We start from the raw sequence: 17,999 nt of genomic DNA on the forward strand, positions 1-17,999 counted from the left end.
TGGCTTGCCGGCGATGGGCTGCAAAGCAGCCCCGAGGCCATCCCAGGTTTAGAAGAAGCCCAACGGATTGATGTCGTAGCTCACCAGCAGGTTCTTGGTCTGCTGATAGTGGTCGAGCATCATCTTGTGCGTCTCACGCCCGACCCCCGACTTCTTGTAGCCACCGAACGCGGCATGCGCCGGGTACAGGTGGTAGCAGTTGGTCCACACGCGGCCAGCCTTGATCCCACGGCCCACGCGGTAGGCACGGTTGATGTCGCGGGTCCACACGCCGGCGCCCAGGCCGAACTCGGTGTCGTTGGCGATCGCCAGGGCTTCGGCTTCGTCCTTGAAGGTGGTGACGCTGACCACCGGGCCGAAGATTTCTTCCTGGAACACGCGCATCTTGTTGTTGCCCTTGAGCAGGGTCGGCTGGATGTAGTAACCGGTGGCCAGCGAGCCCTCCAGTTTTTCGACCTTGCCGCCGGTCAGCAACTCGGCGCCTTCCTTCTGGGCGATATCCAGGTACGACAGGATCTTCTCGAACTGCTGTTGCGAGGCCTGCGCTCCGACCATGGTGTCAGTGTCCAGCGGGTCGCCGCGCTTGATCTGCAGCACCTTCTTCATCACCACTTCCATGAACTGCGGGTAGATCGACTCCTGCACCAGTGCCCGTGACGGGCAGGTGCATACCTCGCCCTGGTTGAAGAACGCCAGCACCATGCCTTCGGCCGCCTTCTCGATGAAGCTTGGTTCGGCTTGCATGATGTCTTCGAAATACACGTTCGGCGACTTGCCGCCCAGTTCGACGGTGGACGGGATGATGTTCTCGGCGGCGCATTTCATGATGTGCGAGCCCACCGGGGTCGAGCCGGTGAAGGCGATCTTGGCGATGCGCTTGCTGGTGGCCAGTGCTTCACCGGCTTCGCGGCCATAGCCTTGCACCACGTTGAGCACACCAGGTGGCAGCAGGTCACCGATCACTTCCAGCAGCACGGTGATGCCCAGCGGGGTCTGTTCGGCTGGCTTGAGCACCACGCAGTTGCCGGCGGCCAGTGCCGGGGCGAGCTTCCAGGCGGCCATCAGGATCGGGAAGTTCCACGGGATGATCTGCCCGACCACGCCCAGTGGCTCATGGATGTGGTAGGCCACGGTGCCTTCGTTGATTTCCGCGGCGCCGCCTTCCTGGGCGCGGATGCAGCCAGCGAAGTAGCGGAAGTGGTCGACCGCCAGCGGAATGTCGGCATTGAGGGTTTCGCGGATCGGCTTGCCGTTGTCCCAGGTTTCGGTAATGGCCAGCAGTTCGAGGTTCTGCTCGATACGGTCGGCGATCTTCAGCAGAACGTTGGAGCGGTCCTGCACTGAAGTGCGGCCCCAGGCGTCGGCCGCAGCGTGGGCTGCATCCAGGGCTTTATCGATGTCTTCGGCAGTGGAGCGAGGGAATTCAGCGATCAGCTTGCCATTCACCGGGGAGGTATTTTCGAAGTACTGCCCCTTTACCGGAGGAACGAACTCACCACCGATGTAGTTGCCGTAGCGGCTCTTGAAGGAAACCTTCGCGCCTTCGGTACCGGGATGTGCGTAACGCATGGTGTGTCTCCTGGCTATTGTGTTTGTTAGGGAGTTGGAAAGCGTAGAGCAAAGGTTGGGCCAGCGTTTCGAGCGCCAGGAAAATCAATGACTTGGCTCGGTTCTTTGGGCCTGGCCCACGATCTCTGTGCCAGCGCCGGTACGCGCGGGGGTGACACTTTGTGCCATTTGCGACACGTAACCGGAGGGTGCATTGCAAAGCCTTGCCGGGTGGAGGATGCTGGCGGGACTCTCTATCTGCGGAGAACTACAACAATGCAGAGCAATCATTTCAGTCGCCATGCCCAGCAAGTCCATACCGTCGCCCATGGTGGGGCCGGAGAGGGTGGAAGTGACCCGTCCATCGCCCGCTCCTGGCTGCGCTGCCTGGAGGACTACCACCTCGACCCGTCGGTGATCGAGGCCCCGGTGGTGCTCGAGCATGGGCGCCTGCTGGAAAGCCGCGAGCGCCTGCGCCAGGTGCTGCAGATTGCCGACCATGAAATGAACAGCCTGCACCAGCAGCTTTCCGGGGCCGGCCATGCGGTGCTGCTGACCGATGCCCGTGGGGTGATCCTCAATTGCGTCAGCGCGCCGACCGAGCGGCGCAGCTTCGAGCGTGCCGGGCTGTGGCTGGGCGCTGACTGGAGCGAGGCGCGCGAGGGCACCAACGGCATCGGCACCTGCCTGGTCGAGCGCCAGGCGCTGACCATCCACCAGAACGAGCACTTCCGTGGCCGCCACACCGGCCTGACCTGCTCGGCCAGCCCGGTGTTCGACCCGCATGGCGAGTTGCTTGCAGTGCTGGATGTGTCTTCGGCGCGGCCCGACGTTTCCCGGCAGAGCCAGTTCCACACCATGGCTTTGGTCAACCTGTCGGCGAAGATGATCGAAAGCTGCTACTTCCTGCGCCATTTCGAACAGCAATGGCTGCTGCGTTTTCACCTGCAGGCCGAGTCGGTCGGCCTGTTCAGCGAAGGCCTGCTGGCGTTCGACGGTGACGGGCGCATCTGCGCCGCCAACCAGAGTGCGCTGAACCTGCTGGGCACGGTGCGTGGTGGCGTGCTGGGCAAACCGCTGGAACGCTTTTTCGCTTGCAGCCACGACGAACTGTTCAGCCGCGCCACGCCCAGCGGCAGCACGGCCTGGCCGCTGCATACCCTGGACGGGCGCCAGGTGTTCGCCAGCCTGCGTGGCCAGGCGCGCGCACCGGTGTGGTCGGTACCAGCCGCCCAGCCGCGGCCCACGCGGGAAGTGGAGCCGCTTATCTGCCTGCTCGACCCCGCCTTGCAGAACGACTTCCGCCGCAGCGTGCGGGTGTTCGAGCGCGATGTGCCGCTGTTGCTGCGCGGCGAGACCGGCTGTGGCAAGGAGGCTTTTGCCCAGGCCGTGCACCAGGCCAGCGAGCGGCGCGGCAAGCCGTTCGTCGCCATCAACTGCGCCTCGATCCCGGAGAGCCTGATCGAGAGCGAACTGTTCGGCTACCGCGGCGGCAGCTTTACCGGTGCACGCAAGGAAGGCATGCGCGGCAAGCTGCTGCAGGCCGATGGCGGCACCTTGCTGCTGGACGAGATTGGCGACATGCCACTGGCCCTGCAAACCCGCCTGCTGCGCGTGCTGGAGGAGCGCCAGGTGGTGCCGATCGGTGGCGAGCCGCAGGCGGTCGACGTGCGCATTGTCAGCGCTACTCACCGTGACCTGCTGGATAGGGTGGAGCAGGGCAGTTTCCGCGAGGACCTGTATTACCGGCTGAATGGCCTGGAAGTGGCATTGCCTGCGGTGCGCGAGCGCAGTGACAAGGCGCAGTTGCTGGACTTTCTGCTGCGTCAGGAGGCGCAGGGAGAACCGATCGATATCGAGCCCAGGGCGCGGCAGGCACTGCTCGACTTCGCCTGGCCGGGCAACGTGCGGCAGATGCGCAACGTGCTGCGTACCCTGGTGGCACTTTGCGAAGACTCCCGCATCGTGTTCCCGGATCTCCCAGCCATTGTTCGCAACAGCACCGTCCCTGTAGGAGCGGCCTTGTGTCGCGAAAGGGCCGCAGAGCGGCCCCAGGGGCCCAGCCGCGCCGACCAATTTGCAGGGGCTGCTGCGCAGCCCGATCGCGACACAAGGCCGCTCCTACAGGATGCGGAGCGGCAAGCATTGTTGGAGACGCTAGAGGCAAAACACTGGCACCTCACCCGTGTCGCCGAGCACTTGGGCATCAGCCGCAATACCTTGTATCGAAAACTGCGCAAACACGGCATCACCAGGGCCGACTGAGCGAAACATCTGGTGCGATTTGTCGCGCCCTGGGCTACCCTGCCTCGATGTTTTGCGAGGTCGACCATGCATATTCACATTCTCGGTATTTGCGGCACTTTCATGGGCTCGCTGGCGGTGCTGGCCAAGGAACTTGGCCACCGCGTCACCGGCTCGGACGCCAACGTCTATCCCCCGATGAGCACCCAGCTTGAAGCCCAGGGCATCGAGCTGACCCAAGGCTATGACCCGGCCCAGCTGGACCCGGCGCCAGATCTGGTGGTCATCGGCAACGCCATGTCGCGTGGCAACCCGGCGGTGGAGTACGTGCTGAACAAGGGCCTGCCCTATGTTTCCGGCCCGCAGTGGCTGGCCGACCACGTGTTGCAGGGCCGCTGGGTGCTGGCCGTTGCCGGTACCCACGGCAAGACCACTACCAGCAGCATGCTGGCCTGGGTGCTGGAACACGCTGGCATGAGCCCGGGCTTCCTGATTGGCGGTGTGCCGCAGAACTTCTCGGTGTCGGCGCGCCTTGGCGATACGCCGTTCTTCGTGGTCGAAGCCGACGAGTACGACAGCGCCTTCTTCGACAAGCGCTCGAAGTTCGTCCACTACCACCCGCGCACGGCGATCCTCAACAACCTCGAGTTCGACCATGCGGACATCTTCCCCGACCTGGCCTCGATCGAGCGGCAGTTCCACCACCTGGTGCGCACCATCCCCAGCGAAGGCCTTGTCATCCACCCCACCACCGAGCAGGCGCTGGAGCGAGTGATCGGCATGGGTTGCTGGACCCCGGTGCAGACCACCGGCGAAGGTGGCCAGTGGCAAGCCCGTCTGCTCAGCCCCGACGGCTCGCGCTTCGAAGTGCTGTTCGACGGCGAAGCGCAGGGCGTGGTGGACTGGGCGCTGACTGGCCAGCACAACGTCGCCAACGCCCTGGCTACCCTGGCAGCGGCGCGCCATGTAGGCGTGGTGCCAGCCATGGGCATCGAAGGCCTGAGCGCCTTCAAGAGCGTCAAGCGGCGTATGGAGAAGGTTGCCGAAGTGCAGGGCGTGACCATCTACGATGACTTCGCCCACCACCCGACCGCCATCGCCACCACCCTAGACGGCCTGCGCAAGCGCGTTGGCGAAGCCCCGGTGATCGCCGTGATCGAGCCGCGCTCCAACTCGATGAAGCTCGGTGCCCACCGTGACGGCCTGCCGGAAAGCGTCAACGACGCCGACCAGGTGATCTGGTACGCCCCGGCCAACCTTGGCTGGGACCTGGCTGCCACCGCCGCGCAATGCAAAGTGCCCAGCGTGGTGGCCGACAGCCTCGAAGCGATCATCGAGCGGGTCAAGGGCCAGGCCCGCCCAGGTACCCATGTGGTGATCATGAGCAACGGCGGCTTCGGCGGCCTGCACGGCAAGCTGGCCGAGGCACTGAAGTGAGCGGGCCGGAACGCATCACCCTGGCCATGACGGGCGCCTCTGGTGCCCAGTATGGCCTGCGCCTGCTCGACTGCCTGGTGCGTGAGGACCGCGAGGTGCACTTCCTGATCTCCAAGGCCGCGCAACTGGTGATGGCCACCGAGACGGACGTGGTGCTGCCGGCCAAGCCACAGGCGATGCAGGCCTTCCTCACCGAATATACCGGCGCTGCCGACGGGCAGATCCGCGTGTATGGCAAGGAAGACTGGATGTCGCCGGTGGCCTCGGGCTCCGGCGCCCCGGCGGCAATGGTCGTGGTGCCCTGTTCCACCGGCACGTTGTCGGCGATTGCCACCGGTGCCTGCAACAACCTGATCGAACGTGCTGCCGACGTTACCCTCAAGGAGCGTCGCCAACTGATCCTGGTGCCGCGCGAGGCGCCGTTCTCCACCATCCACCTGGAGAACATGCTCAAGCTGTCGCAGATGGGCGCGGTGATCCTGCCGGCGGCGCCGGGCTTTTATCACCAGCCGCAGACCATCGACGACCTGGTCGACTTCGTGGTGGCGCGCATTCTCAACCTGCTGAACATTCCCCAGGACATGTTGCCGCGCTGGGGTGAGCACCACTTCGGGGTGGATGATTGAAGCGAGCGCTGGTGGGCTTGCTGGCGCTGGTGCTGCTCGGTGGCTGCGCCACGGTGCGCACGTTGGATGCCAACAAACCCGGGGCACCGGTGGTGTATGCCGGTACCCGGTTGGACTTGTATGTGATCAATGGCGGGTGCTGCCCGCGGGATCGTTACGGGGCTGAGGCGCCAGCGTATCCGGGGCTGGACCTGCCGGGGAGCATGTTGCTCGATACCTTGTTGCTGCCGTTGTCGTTGCTGACAGCGGCCGGTGTAGGCTTCCAGGCCACTGGTGGCCTGTAAGGGCCCTTTCGCGGGTAAACCCGCTCCTACAGGATCTGTGTAATCTTCTTGTGATCACTGTACCTGTGGGAGCGGGCGTGCCCGCGAAGAGGCCATCACAAGTGAAGCCTACTTCTTGCCCAACCTGCGCAACTCATCCGACTCCACAATCCGCACCCCGTCCTCTTCCTCCAGCGCCAGCCGCCACAGCGCCCGGGCCAAGGTACAAGCCTCGATCCCCCGATACTTCCCGGGTATCAGCTTGGCAAACGGCGAAGCCAACTGTTCACTAAGCCGAGGCTCGACCCGCTCACCCAGCAGCAACGATGGCCGCACGATGGTCAGCTGCGGCCAATCCTGAGCCTTGAGTGCCTCCTCCATCTCACCCTTGACCCGGTTGTAGAAAATCGACGATTTCGGGTCGGCGCCCAATGCACTGACCACCAGCAGATGCCGCGCGCCCAACTCCCGGGCACGCTTGCTGAACGCCACCACCATGTCCAGGTCCACCGCGCGGAAGGCCGATTCGGAACCGGCCTGCTTCAGTGTGGTGCCCAGGCAGCAATAGGCGATATCGACCCGCCCACCCAGTTGTGGAAGGAACACAGCCGGGTCGCCTACCGGGTTTTCCAGGTGCGGGTGCTCGGCCAATGGCCGGCGGGTAGGCGCCAGTACGCGAGTGATGGTGGGCTCGTTGAGCAGGCGGTCGAGCAGGTGTTCACCTGTCAGACCCGTGGCACCGGCAAGCAGGACATGCTGAGGCGTCAAATACATGATGTCTCTCCCTTGTTACACACAAGCTTAGTGGCTGCGTGGCGTTTCCGCCTGTTCCCCCACGTTGGCCTGTGCGGCGTTACGCAATGCTTCTTCGGCCTGTTGCCGGCGCAGGTGCTGCCAGTGCTCAAGCACGTTCGGCGGCGCCCACAGCTGCGGTTCGGAGGCCTCGAAACCTTCCCTTTGTTCTCTTTCGGCAACGCTGGCGCGCGCCAGTTCAAACGCCTGTTTCAGGTCGTCGGTCTGGTTCAGCGCTTCGGCGAACAGGGCATCGCCGAAATAGGTGAAATCGGCTTCTTCCGAGCAACCGAAAGACACGCGGTCGGCCCGGGCGGCGGTCATGATCAGCGTGCGCTCATCTTTGAGCGGCGTGATGTAGCCCCCTGAATAGCAGGCGGATATGACAATCACCTTGTCGCGGTTCTTCAGCGGTGCCAGCGCGCTCGCCAGCTCGTCGGCAGACAGATCGGCCAACTGCAGGCGCGGTTGGTCGAGTACCAGCTGATGGTCCTGGCTGCCATGACTGGTGAGATAGATGAACACCAGGTCTTCGGGGCCGCTGCGCTCGGCCAGGGTACGGGCGGCGCGGGTCAGGTTTTCGCGTGTGGCCATGGCTCGGGTGGTCATGTGGTCGCGGTGGTTGACCAGGGTCACCTGGCCACTGGCGCCAAAGCGCACCTTGAGCATGTTGCTGACATAGTCGGCTTCACGCATGAACACGCTCTGCTGGCCATCGCCGGCCACCACCAGGCTGTATAGCTGAACTGGTGGCGCCGAGCGCGGTACCCGGGCCAGCGCTTCATCCAGCAAACGGCCCTGGTTGAGCAGCGTCAGGTCCAGCGGGTCGGGCAACAGCTTGCCGTTCTGGTCCCGTACGCGCACGCCGTTGCTCCAGGTGCCACTTTCGACCTTGCCGTTGGCCAGGATCAGCCGGCCCTGGCCGTGGTAGGCATCGTTGAGAAAGCCACCGATGTACTTGCTGCCGTCGGCCAGTTGCAGGCTGCCCTGGCCCGACAGGCGCCAGTCGGCGAAGGTGCCTTTGTAGTGGCTGCCATCGCTGCCCAGCAGTTCGCCTTCGCCAACCAGCGAGCCGTCCTTGAATTCGCCGATCCACACATCACCATCGGCATTTTCGTAGCGGCCACGGCCTTCCAGGCGGTTGTCCTTGAACTCGCCGATGTACTGCTCGCCGTCAACGCTGTCGTAGGTGCCGCTGCCTTCCAGCTGGCCATTGATGAAGTGGCCGCTGAACTGGTTGCCGCTGGCATCGCTGCGCACCCCAGCGCCGTTGGGCTTGCCCTTGGCGAACAGGCCCTGGTAGCGGCTGCCGTCGGCCAGTTCCAGCTCGCCGGCGCCTTCGTACAGGTCGTCCTTGAACTGGCCGCGGTAGGTCTGGTCGGCTTGCTTGAGGGTGCCTTCGCCGTCGCGGCGGCCGTGGCTGAAGGTGCCGGCATAGTGGCTACCCGGGGTAGTCAGCTCGCCCAGCCCCTGGAACAGCCCTGCGGCGAACTGGCCGCGGTACACCTCGCCGTTGCGGCCGTGCCATTCGCCCTGACCGTGCCATTGGCCGTCCTTGAAGGTACCGGCGTACCAGCTGCCGTTGGGGTAGTCGATCCGGCCCTCGCCTTGCAGCAGGCCATCGACCACCTGCCCCCGGTACCGCCCACCGTCAGGGAGGCGCGCGTCCGGCGGGAGCAGCGATTCGCCATCGCCGCAGGCGGCGAGCAGCAGGACCAGGGTGACGGGGAGCAGTGAACGCATGGCGAGAACCGGGCAATAGGTCTGCCGAGTATGACGCAGAATGGGGTCCTGAAACAGCGAACGCATGTGCTGGCGCAGCTCTCGAGCCTGCACTGCATTGAAAAGCTGGCACGGAACCTGTGGCAGCGGGCGTGCCCGAGAACACCGGCGAAGCCGGTGCCATGTACCGTGTGGTCTTCTTCGCGGGTGAACCCGCTCCCACAGGTATTGCGGTGACCTTCAGCTTTGCGCAATACCTGTGGGAGCGGCTTTAGCCGCGAACACCGGCGAAGCCGGTGCCATCCACCGAGTTGCCTGATTCGCGGGCACGCCCGCTCCCACAGGTTACGTGTTGCCTTTGAGGTGCAATCAGCGCACGCCCGGCGAAACGATGATCTTCACGTTCTCCTCCTTGTTGTTGACCAACTCCTCGAAGCCCAGCTCGACAATCTGCTCCAGCCCGATCCGCCCGGTCACCAGCGGGCGAATGTCCAGCCTGCCGTCAGCGATGAAGGCAATCACATCGGCAAACTCGCCGTTGTACGCCAACGCTCCCAGCACCTGCTTTTCGGTGGATACCAGTTCGAAGAAGTTGAACTCGCTAGGCTCCTCGAATATCCCCACCAACACGCACTTGCCCGCCTTGCGGATGGTGTCGATGGCCAGCTTGGCCGTGTGCTTGTTGCCGATGCATTCAAAACTCACATCCGCGCCCAGCCCGGCAGTGAGCTTGCGGATTTCCACCAGGGCGTCGCACTGGCTGGGGTCCAGCACCACGCTGGCGCCAACCTCTTTGGCCTTGGCCTTGCGCGCCGAGGACATTTCCAGGGCGATCACCTGCGCCGCGCCAGCCGCCTTGGCACACATGATGGTGCACAAACCGATGGTGCCGGCTCCAACTACCACCACCGTCTGGCCAAGCAGGCTGCCGGCCTTCTTTACCGCATGCATGCCCACCGCCAGCGGTTCGATCAGCGCCCCGGCCTCTGCCGGGAAACCCTGCGGCAGCAGGTACAGCAGGTTGGCGGGCACGTTGACCAGTTCGGCAAAGGCGCCGTTGTTCATCAGGCCGGTGAAGGCCAGGCGCTCGCAGATGTTGTACAGGCCGTGGGTGCAGTAGTAGCAGGTGCCGCAATGCTGGCAGGCGTCCGCAGCCACCGGGTCACCGACGGCAAAACCTTCCACGCCTTCACCCAGCTTGGCGATCTGGCCGCAGAACTCGTGGCCGAGGATGCACTGGCCCTGGATGCCGGTCAGCGGGTGCGGTGCCTCCACCGGGATGAATACCGGGCCAGCGACGTATTCGTGCAGGTCGGAGCCGCAGATGCCGCACCAGTCCACCTTGATCTGCACCCAGCCGGGCGCAGGGTCGGCCGGCAGGGGCACCTGTTCGACGCGAATATCATTGCGGCCATGCCAGACGGCGGCGCGCATGTGGGTGTGGCTCAGGTCGTTCATTGTTGTTCTCCAGGCTCACGGAAAGGGCTTAGTGCTTGCGCAGGAACGCGAGCAGTTGCTGGTTGACCTGTTCGGCCGCCTCCATTTGCACCATATGGCCAGCCTCGGGCAGCACCAGCACTTCAGCCTCCAGCCCTTCGGCATGGCTGGCCGGGATGATCGCGTCCTTGCCGCCCCACACCACCAGGGCCGGGTGTTGTCCCAGCACCCCGCGCAGGTCGTGGCGCTGCCGGTCGCCGTCAGCGATGGCCGATGCCAACAGGCGCAACGCGTCGTCCACGCCTTCCAGGCGCTTGAACTTGAGCATGTCCTCCAGCATCTGCCGCGTTACCAGTGCGGGGTCGGCAAACAGCTGTACCATCTGCGGTTTGAGGGCATTGCGGTTGGCGGCAGCGACGAAGCCTTGCAGGTACTGTCCGTTGATCTCCTCGCCCAGCCCGGCACTGGCCACCAGGCTCAGGCTGGCCACCCGTTGCGGCGCCAGGCGCGCCACGTTCAGGCTGACCGCGCCGCCCATGGAGTGGCCGGCCAGGTGGGCCTTGGCGATGTCCAGGTGGTCGAGCAGGGCCAGTACGGTTTCGCTCAACTCATCCAGGTCGCCCCGTTGCAGGGCCTTGGCCGACTCGCCATGGCCCGGCAGGTCGAGGGCGATTACCCGTCGCTCGGCAGCCAGCGCCGGGTGGTTGAACAGCCAGTTGTTGAGGTCGCCACCAAAACCGTGCACCAGCACCAGCGGCGTGCCGCCTTCACCGAGCTCGAACCAGCGCAACTGCCGGCCAGCCACTTCAGCCTTCTGTGGCGCTGGCCCTTGGGCCTGGTCGGCGCCCCCCTCGGCGACGAACTCGGCCTGGAAGCGCTGCACCACGGCATCGATTTCGGCTTCTTCGGCTTCGCCTTCCACCACCACCGCCAGCAGGGCACCGACCGGCAGGGTTTCATCAGGCCTGGCCACCTGGCGGCGCAACACACCGCTGAACGGGGCTTCGACGCTGCTGCTGATCTTGTCGGTCTCGACGTCCAGCACCTCGTCGCCCTTGTTGATTTCGTCACCTTCCTGCTTCAGCCAGGTATCCACCCGGCCCTCGGTCATCGACAGGCCCCACTTGGGCATGGTCAGGGTATGGATCTGGCTCATGCGGCACTCCTTGCGGCTTCGATCACTTTGCGTACCGCAGCCTCGATCTTCGCCGCGTCAGGGATGTACAGGTCTTCCAGTGCATCGGAGAACGGCACAGGAGTATGCGGGGCGGTGACCATTTCGATCGGGCCCTTGAGCGCGCCGAAGGCCTTCTGTGCCACCAGCGCGCTGATGTCGGTGGCCATGGAGCAACGCGGGTTGGCTTCGTCGATCACCACCAGGCGGCCGGTCTTTTCCACGCTTTCCAGGATGCTGTCCTCATCCAGCGGGCTGGTGGTGCGCAGGTCCAGCACTTCGCAGTCGATACCCTGGCGGGCCAGGTTGTTGGCGGCCTCCAGCGCCACATGCACCATGCGGCCATAGGTGACCAGGGTCACGTCGTCGCCATCACGCAGGAAGTTGGCCTCACCGAACGGTACGGTGTACACCTCTTCCGGCACCTCTCCCTGCATGCTGTAGAGCAGCTTGTGCTCGCAGAAGATCACCGGGTCGTTGTCGCGGATCGCCTGTATCAACAGGCCCTTGGCATCGTACGGCGAGGACGGGCAGACCACCTTCAGGCCGGGAATGTGCGTCCACAGCGAGGTGAGCATCTGCGAGTGCTGGGCCGCCGCGCGCAGGCCGGCGCCGTACATGGTGCGCATCACCAGCGGGGTTACCGCCTTGCCGCCGAACATGTAGCGGAACTTGGCGGCCTGGTTGAGGATCTGGTCCAGGCAGCAGCCGGCGAAGTCGACGAACATCAGCTCGCACACCGGGCGCAGGCCCTGGGTGGCAGCACCGACGGCAGCGCCGACGTAGCCGATTTCCGACAGCGGTGCGTCGAGCACGCGCCCCGGGAACTGATGGTAAAGGCCCTTGGTCACGCCCAGCACGCCCCCCCAGGCGTCATCCTCGCCGGGGGCACCGGCGCCGCCGGCAACGTCTTCGCCAATGATGAATACAGTGTTGTCGCGGCGCATTTCCTGGGCCAGGGCTTCGTTGATGGCCTGCTGGTAGCTGATCTTTCTTGCCATGGTGATTCTCCTGTTGTTCTTGTAATCCGCGGCTCAGGGGTAGGCGACGTAGACGTCGGTGAGCAGGTCGGCGGGCTGTGGCTTGGGATCGGACTTGGCGCGGCGCACGGCGTCTTCGATCAGGTCCTCGACGCGGGCGTCGATGGCGTCCAGTTGCGCAGCCGTGAGCAGGCCGGCGCGGGTGGTCTTGTTGCGGAACTGCATGAGGCAGTCGCGGGATTCACGCAGGTTCTTCACTTCGTCCGGGGCGCGGTAGGTTTGTGCATCGCCTTCGAAATGGCCGTAGTAGCGGCTGAGCTTGACCTCGATCAGCGACGGGCCTTGCCCGGAACGCGCACGTTCGATGGCAGCGCCGGCGGCCTCGTACACGGCAAAGAAGTCGAAACCGTCGATGGTGACACCGGGCATGCCGAACCCGGCCGCGCGATCGGCGATATGGTCGCAGGCAACCGACCAGGTCGAGGCGGTGGCTTCGGCGTAGCCGTTGTTCTCGGCCACGAAGATGCACGGCAGGTTCATGATCGAGGCCATGTTCATGGCTTCGAACACGGCGCCTTCGTTGGAGGCGCCATCGCCGAAGAAGGCCACCGATACATCGTCGCGGCCTTTGATCTTGGCCGCCAGCGCCGCCCCGGCCACCAGCGGAGCGCCGGCACCGACGATGCCGTTGGCGCCGAGCATGCCTTTTTCCAGGTCGGCGATGTGCATCGAACCGCCCTTGCCGCCGCACACGCCGGTCTTCTTGCCGTAGATCTCGGCCATCATGCCGTATACGTCCACACCCTTGGCGATGCAGTGGCCGTGGCCGCGGTGGGTCGAGGCGATACAGTCGCTATCGCGCAGGTGGGCCATGACTCCGGCGGCGGAAGCCTCCTCGCCGGCATACAGGTGCACGAAGCCAGGGATCTCGCCGGTGGCGAACTCGACGTGCAGGCGTTCTTCGAAGGCACGGATAGTGCGCATCACTTCATAGGCATGCAGCAGTTGTTCGGTACTGAGTTGATTGGACATCTTGTTGTTCTCCGGGGTTGTCTCAACACGGGTTTGCAGGGTGCAGCCGATGGCCACGGGGCACGGCCAGCAAGTGATGGCGGGCGGCGTGCGCCAGTACGGCCTCGACGTCCACGCTCAATGGGCCTTGGTGGTCGAGGGTGATGGTGGGGCTGTCATGCTCGGCGAATTCGATTTCGCGCTCGCCGTCCAGCGCCAGGGTGCCGCTGGCCAGGCTCAGGCGATGGGCTACGCCGGGCGTCAGGGCGCCGCTGGCGGTGATGCCGCAGCCTTGCAGCAGGCCGGGTGCCAGTGGTGCGAGCAGCGCTTGTTCAGCACCGGGGTTCAGGCGTACCCAGGCACCGTGCGGGTCCTGGCGCGAGACCGGGCACCACAGGCCGCACAGGGCCGAGAGGCCGATGGCATGGGGTTCGGCGAAACACGCGAAGACTTCGCAAAGGTCTTCGCTGCGGCTCAGTGCCCGAGCGCCGATGAAGCGCTGAGGCGACACCGCCACCTCCACCAGTGCCCATTCGGCAAGCTGTTGTTCGGGCACCTTCACCAGCAGGCGCTTGTTGCGGCGCAGGCCGATGCTGGCTGGTACCCGTCCGCTGGCAAGCAGGCCGCCGGCCAGGCCGGCGCTGGTGGCCTCGCGCAGTTCGGGGAAGGCATTGTTGGTGCCGGTGGACAAGGTCAGCAGCGGCACGTCCCCGGCCTCGGCAGCGACTGCCTTGTGGGTGCCGTCGCCGCCAAGCACGGCGATCATCGCCACACCGCGCTCGACCATTTGGCGGGTGGCCAGGCGGGTATCGGCAACAGTCTGGGTCAGCGGCAGGTCGAGGATTTCGATGGCCGGCCAGTGCTGGTCATGGGCGACCGGGCCCTGGCTGGCCTTGAGCACGGCAGCGGCGATGCCGGTCATGTCGCTGGGCAGCAGCACCTGGCCGATGCCGGTAGCACCGAAGGCAGCGAGCAGGCGCTGGATCGCCGATGCCTTGTCGGTACTCGAATAGAGCCCGGCATTGGCAGTCAGGCGGCGCAGGTCGCGGCCGGAGGCAGGGTTGGCAATGATGCCGACAGTTGGGGCGGGTAGCGGCATGGCGCACCTCGTTTCTTGTTTGCCAGTGCCGGAGCAAGCGCGGTGCCAGTTTTCCTTGGGTTGGCTGAAATCACCGGGGCAGAGCGGTTTCGTTGCGCTCTGGCCGGAACGTATGGCCGGGCTGGCGAGACGCCGGGTGCCAGCCGAGGTATGGCATGGCCGAGACGCTGAGACGCTGCGTTTCAAGCCGGCCGGTAATCACGCAGTGCTTGTCGGGGCATGCCTGGAAGCGCTTAATGGCCGGACAACGATAAAAACAGCAACGAGAACCGGAGGGCCTGAATGCTTGCCGCGAACTCCCGAGCCCATGTCGACTGCGTCAGCAGGGTGCTGAAGAATGCCGACCGCCTGCCGCAGGCGCCGGTGCCACCGCTGATTCTCGATTCATGGCGCCGTTCCATGGAGCTGTACCGCCTCGACCCCGGGTCCCAGCAGGGGCCGCGCATTCTGTCCCAAAGCCTGCTCAACGAGTGCCGTGAGCGCGCCGAACTGTTCCTGCGTATCGCCAGCGATGCCGTGGCCCGCCTGCATGAGCGGGTGCGCGGTGCCGACTACTGCGTGCTGCTCACCGACGCCTTGGGGCGCACCATCGATTACCGGGTCGAGTCTGCCATCCGCAACGACTGCCGCAAGGCCGGGCTGTACCTGGGCACCTGCTGGTCGGAGGGCGAGGAGGGCACCTGCGGCGTGGCGGCGGTGTTGACCAGCAAGGCGCCGGTCACGGTGCACAAGCGCGACCACTTCCGCGCCGCGTTCATTGGCCTGACCTGTACGGCGGCACCGGTGTTCGACCCGCTGGGCGAGTTGCTGGGCGTGGTGGATGTCTCGGCCTTGCAGTCGCCGGACGACCGCCGCAGCCAGCACCTGATCCGCCAATTGGTCGAGCAGACTGCGCGCGAGATCGAAAATGCCTTCTTCATGCACAGTGCCCAGGGCCATTGGGTAATGCGTGCCCATGGCACGCCGGGCTATGTGGAAAGCCAGCCCGACTACCTGCTGGCCTGGGATGGCGATGGCCGTCTGCAGGCGATCAACAGCCTGGCGCGCCAGCGCCTGGTGGAGCATTTGGGGCGTTTGCCCGAGCACATTGGCGAGCTGTTCGACATGGATCAGCTGCGCCGCGTGAACGCATCGTCTGCGCAACGCCTGCCGGGCCTGGGTGGGCTGTACGGCCGGGTCAGCGCCCCCCGCCAGCGCCAGCGTGCGCAGCCGTTGCGCCAGGCCCAGGACGCCCGTATCGAGCAGCATCTGCGCCTGGCCACGCGGGTCAAGGACTGCAATCTGGCGGTGCTTGTACAAGGCGAGACGGGGGCTGGCAAAGAGGTGTTCGCCCGCCAGCTGCATCAGCAAAGCCTGCGTCGCGATGGCCCGTTCGTCACCCTGAACTGCGCGGCCATCCCGGAAAGCCTGATCGAGAGCGAGCTGTTCGGCTATGTGGCCGGGGCCTTCACCGGGGCTTCCAGCAAAGGTATGCAGGGGCTGTTGCAGCAGGCCGATGGCGGCACGCTGTTCCTCGACGAAATCGGTGACATGCCGCTGAACCTGCAAACCCGGTTGCTGCGCGTGCTGGCGGAGGGTGAAGTGGCGCCGCTGGGCGCGGCGCGGCGGGAGCGGGTGGATATCCAGGTGATTTGCGCGACCCACCGCGATTTGGCGGCGATGGTGGAGGATGGGCGTTTTCGCGAGGATCTTTACTTCCGCCTGGCCAATGCCCGCTTCGAATTGCCGCCGCTGCGCGAGCGTGAGGACCGCTTGGGGTTGATTCACCAGTTGCTGGTCGAGGAGGCCGAGGCCTGCGGGGTCGAGGTGATGTTGGCGGATGATGCGCTGCAGGCGCTGCTGGTCTATCGCTGGCCGGGGAACTTGCGCCAGCTGCGGCAGGTGTTGCGCTATGCCTGTGCGGTGAGTGAGGGCGGGCAGGTGCAGATGCAGGACCTGCCGCAGGAGGTGCGCGGCGAGGTAGTCGCATCGGCTGAAAGCAGCATGTCCTGTCCGGCCCGGCAGTTGCTGCTGGATGCGCTGATCCGCCATCGCTGGAAGCCGGCCGATGCGGCGCGGGCTCTGGGGATATCGCGGGCAACTTTGTACCGGCGGGTGCATGAGCACCACATCGAGATGCCGCGGATGAAGGGGTAGGACCCGGGGGCTGCTTTGCAGCCCAATCGCCGGCAAGCCAGCTCCCACCTCGACCGCATAGACCTCAAGCCGTGTGCAATCCCTGTGGGAGCTGGCTTGCCGGCGATGAGGCCCTGACAGGCAATAAAAAACCCCGGAACAAGTCCGGGGTTTTCAGTACATCACACTACGCGATCACTCCTGGCTGGCCAGTTTGTGCTCGAGGTAGTGAATGTTGACGCCGCCTTTGCAGAAACCTTCATCACGCACCAGGTCGCGGTGCAGCGGGATGTTGGTCTTGATGCCGTCGACGACGATCTCGTCCAGGGCATTGCGCATGCGCGCCATGGCTTCGTCGCGGTCCTTGCCGTAGGTGATCAGCTTGCCGATCAGCGAGTCGTAGTTCGGCGGAACCGAGTAACCGCTGTACAGGTGCGAATCAACACGCACGCCGTTGCCGCCCGGGGCGTGGAAGTGCTTCACCTTGCCTGGGCTCGGGATGAACTTCTTCGGGTCTTCGGCGTTGATACGGCATTCCAGTGCATGGCCACGGATGACCACGTCTTCCTGGCGGAACGACAGCTTGTTGCCAGCGGCGATGCTCAGCATCTCCTTGACGATGTCGATACCGGTCACCATCTCCGACACCGGGTGCTCAACCTGCACGCGGGTGTTCATCTCGATGAAGTAGAAGCGGCCGTTCTCGTACAGGAACTCGAAAGTACCCGCACCACGGTAGCCGATCTCGATGCACGCATCGACGCAGCGCTTGAACACTTCCTGACGGGCTTTCTCGTCGATGCCCGGGGCTGGCGCTTCTTCCAGTACCTTCTGGTGACGGCGCTGCAGCGAGCAGTCACGGTCGCCCAGGTGAATGGCGTTGCCCTGGCCGTCGGACAGTACCTGGACTTCCACGTGGCGTGGGTTGGTCAGGAACTTCTCCAGGTAGACCATCGGGTTGCCGAAGGCTGCACCGGCTTCGGTACGGGTGAGCTTGGCCGAGGAAATCAGGTCCTCTTCCTTGTGCACCACGCGCATGCCGCGACCACCACCGCCACCGGCGGCCTTGATGATCACTGGGTAGCCGACGTCACGAGCAATCGCCAGGGCGACTTCTTCATCTTCCGGCAGCGGGCCATCGGAGCCCGGCACAGTCGGTACGCCCGACTTGATCATCGCGTCCTTGGCCGAAACCTTGTCGCCCATCAGGCGAATGGTGTCGGCTTTCGGGCCGATGAAGGCGAAACCGGATTTTTCCACCTGCTCGGCGAAATCGGCGTTTTCCGCCAGGAAGCCGTAGCCCGGGTGGATCGCGGTGGCGCCGGTCACTTCGGCGGCAGCGATGATCGCCGGGATATGCAGGTAGGAATCCTTGGACGATGCAGGGCCGATGCAGACCGACTCGTCTGCCAGGCCCAGGTGCATCAGTTCACGGTCGGCGGTGGAGTGCACGGCGACTGTCTTGATACCCAGCTCTTTGCAGGCACGCAGGATCCGCAGGGCAATTTCCCCGCGGTTGGCGATCAGGACTTTTTCGAGCTTCCCAGACAT

Annotated in this window: 14 protein-coding genes; 5 read left to right on the forward strand and 9 right to left on the reverse strand. The window is 64.9% G+C overall.

Annotated features, from left to right (window positions below; genetic code table 11):
• Positions 1–48: 48 nt before the first annotated feature.
• Complete coding sequence (locus GEV38_RS03165; RefSeq protein WP_015268801.1) at positions 49–1,569, reverse strand: aldehyde dehydrogenase family protein; 1,521 nt, start codon at positions 1,567–1,569, stop codon at positions 49–51.
• 255 nt (positions 1,570–1,824) lie between these two features.
• On the opposite strand from GEV38_RS03165, the gene GEV38_RS03170 reads away from it, so the two are divergent.
• From GEV38_RS03170 to GEV38_RS03185, 4 genes are all read left to right on the forward strand, one after another.
• Positions 1,825–3,813 (forward strand): sigma-54-dependent Fis family transcriptional regulator, encoded by a 1,989-nt coding sequence (locus tag GEV38_RS03170; RefSeq protein ID WP_102059509.1) that lies wholly within the window; start codon positions 1,825–1,827, stop codon positions 3,811–3,813.
• Positions 3,814–3,879: 66 nt separating this feature from the next.
• Positions 3,880–5,229: a UDP-N-acetylmuramate:L-alanyl-gamma-D-glutamyl-meso-diaminopimelate ligase gene (mpl, locus tag GEV38_RS03175; RefSeq protein WP_015268803.1), complete on the forward strand. Its 1,350-nt coding sequence runs from the start codon at positions 3,880–3,882 to the stop codon at positions 5,227–5,229.
• The gene (gene ubiX, locus GEV38_RS03180; protein WP_013970698.1) at positions 5,226–5,855 is read left to right on the forward strand and encodes a flavin prenyltransferase UbiX; all 630 of its coding nucleotides are present in this window, start codon (positions 5,226–5,228) and stop codon (positions 5,853–5,855) included. The genes mpl and ubiX overlap by 4 nt, the downstream gene beginning before the upstream one ends.
• Complete coding sequence (locus GEV38_RS03185; RefSeq protein WP_015268804.1) at positions 5,852–6,139, forward strand: YceK/YidQ family lipoprotein; 288 nt, start codon at positions 5,852–5,854, stop codon at positions 6,137–6,139. Before ubiX ends, GEV38_RS03185 begins: the two co-directional genes overlap by 4 nt.
• A 108-nt stretch (positions 6,140–6,247) precedes the next feature.
• On the opposite strand, the gene GEV38_RS03190 is transcribed toward GEV38_RS03185, so the two are convergent.
• The 7 genes from GEV38_RS03190 to GEV38_RS03220 all read right to left on the reverse strand — a co-directional run bounded on the left by GEV38_RS03190 (position 6,248) and on the right by GEV38_RS03220 (position 14,333).
• Positions 6,248–6,892: an oxidoreductase gene (locus GEV38_RS03190; RefSeq protein ID WP_015268805.1), complete on the reverse strand. Its 645-nt coding sequence runs from the start codon at positions 6,890–6,892 to the stop codon at positions 6,248–6,250.
• Between the two features lie 27 nt (positions 6,893–6,919).
• The gene (locus GEV38_RS03195) at positions 6,920–8,653 is read right to left on the reverse strand and encodes a C13 family peptidase (protein WP_043936054.1); all 1,734 of its coding nucleotides are present in this window, start codon (positions 8,651–8,653) and stop codon (positions 6,920–6,922) included.
• A 348-nt stretch (positions 8,654–9,001) separates the two neighbouring features.
• Positions 9,002–10,066, reverse strand: coding sequence for a 2,3-butanediol dehydrogenase (locus tag GEV38_RS03200; RefSeq protein WP_223998105.1), 1,065 nt, complete (start codon positions 10,064–10,066; stop codon positions 9,002–9,004).
• A gap of 52 nt (positions 10,067–10,118) precedes the next feature.
• Positions 10,119–11,225 carry an acetoin dehydrogenase dihydrolipoyllysine-residue acetyltransferase subunit gene (locus GEV38_RS03205; RefSeq protein WP_039614647.1) on the reverse strand — a complete coding sequence of 369 codons (1,107 nt, stop codon included), beginning with the start codon at positions 11,223–11,225 and terminating at the stop codon, positions 10,119–10,121.
• Positions 11,222–12,244, reverse strand: a complete 1,023-nt coding sequence (locus GEV38_RS03210; protein WP_013970705.1) for an alpha-ketoacid dehydrogenase subunit beta — start codon at positions 12,242–12,244, stop codon at positions 11,222–11,224. Before GEV38_RS03210 ends, GEV38_RS03205 begins: the two co-directional genes overlap by 4 nt.
• A gap of 33 nt (positions 12,245–12,277) precedes the next feature.
• Positions 12,278–13,255: a thiamine pyrophosphate-dependent dehydrogenase E1 component subunit alpha gene (locus tag GEV38_RS03215; RefSeq protein ID WP_015268810.1), complete on the reverse strand. Its 978-nt coding sequence runs from the start codon at positions 13,253–13,255 to the stop codon at positions 12,278–12,280.
• A gap of 22 nt (positions 13,256–13,277) precedes the next feature.
• Positions 13,278–14,333 (reverse strand): ATP-NAD kinase family protein, encoded by a 1,056-nt coding sequence (locus GEV38_RS03220; RefSeq protein ID WP_015268811.1) that lies wholly within the window; start codon positions 14,331–14,333, stop codon positions 13,278–13,280.
• 282 nt (positions 14,334–14,615) lie between these two features.
• Between GEV38_RS03220 and GEV38_RS03225 the strand changes: the two genes are divergently transcribed.
• Complete coding sequence (locus GEV38_RS03225; RefSeq protein ID WP_054572844.1) at positions 14,616–16,469, forward strand: sigma-54-dependent Fis family transcriptional regulator; 1,854 nt, start codon at positions 14,616–14,618, stop codon at positions 16,467–16,469.
• A 174-nt stretch (positions 16,470–16,643) separates the two neighbouring features.
• Here GEV38_RS03225 and accC read toward each other — a convergent pair whose 3' ends face one another.
• Positions 16,644–17,999, reverse strand: coding sequence for an acetyl-CoA carboxylase biotin carboxylase subunit (gene accC, locus GEV38_RS03230; RefSeq protein ID WP_003257054.1), 1,356 nt, complete (start codon positions 17,997–17,999; stop codon positions 16,644–16,646).

The sequence above is a fragment of the Pseudomonas sp. 13159349 genome (genome assembly GCF_013305685.1).
Taxonomy (GTDB): Bacteria; Pseudomonadota; Gammaproteobacteria; order Pseudomonadales; family Pseudomonadaceae; genus Aquipseudomonas; species Aquipseudomonas asiatica.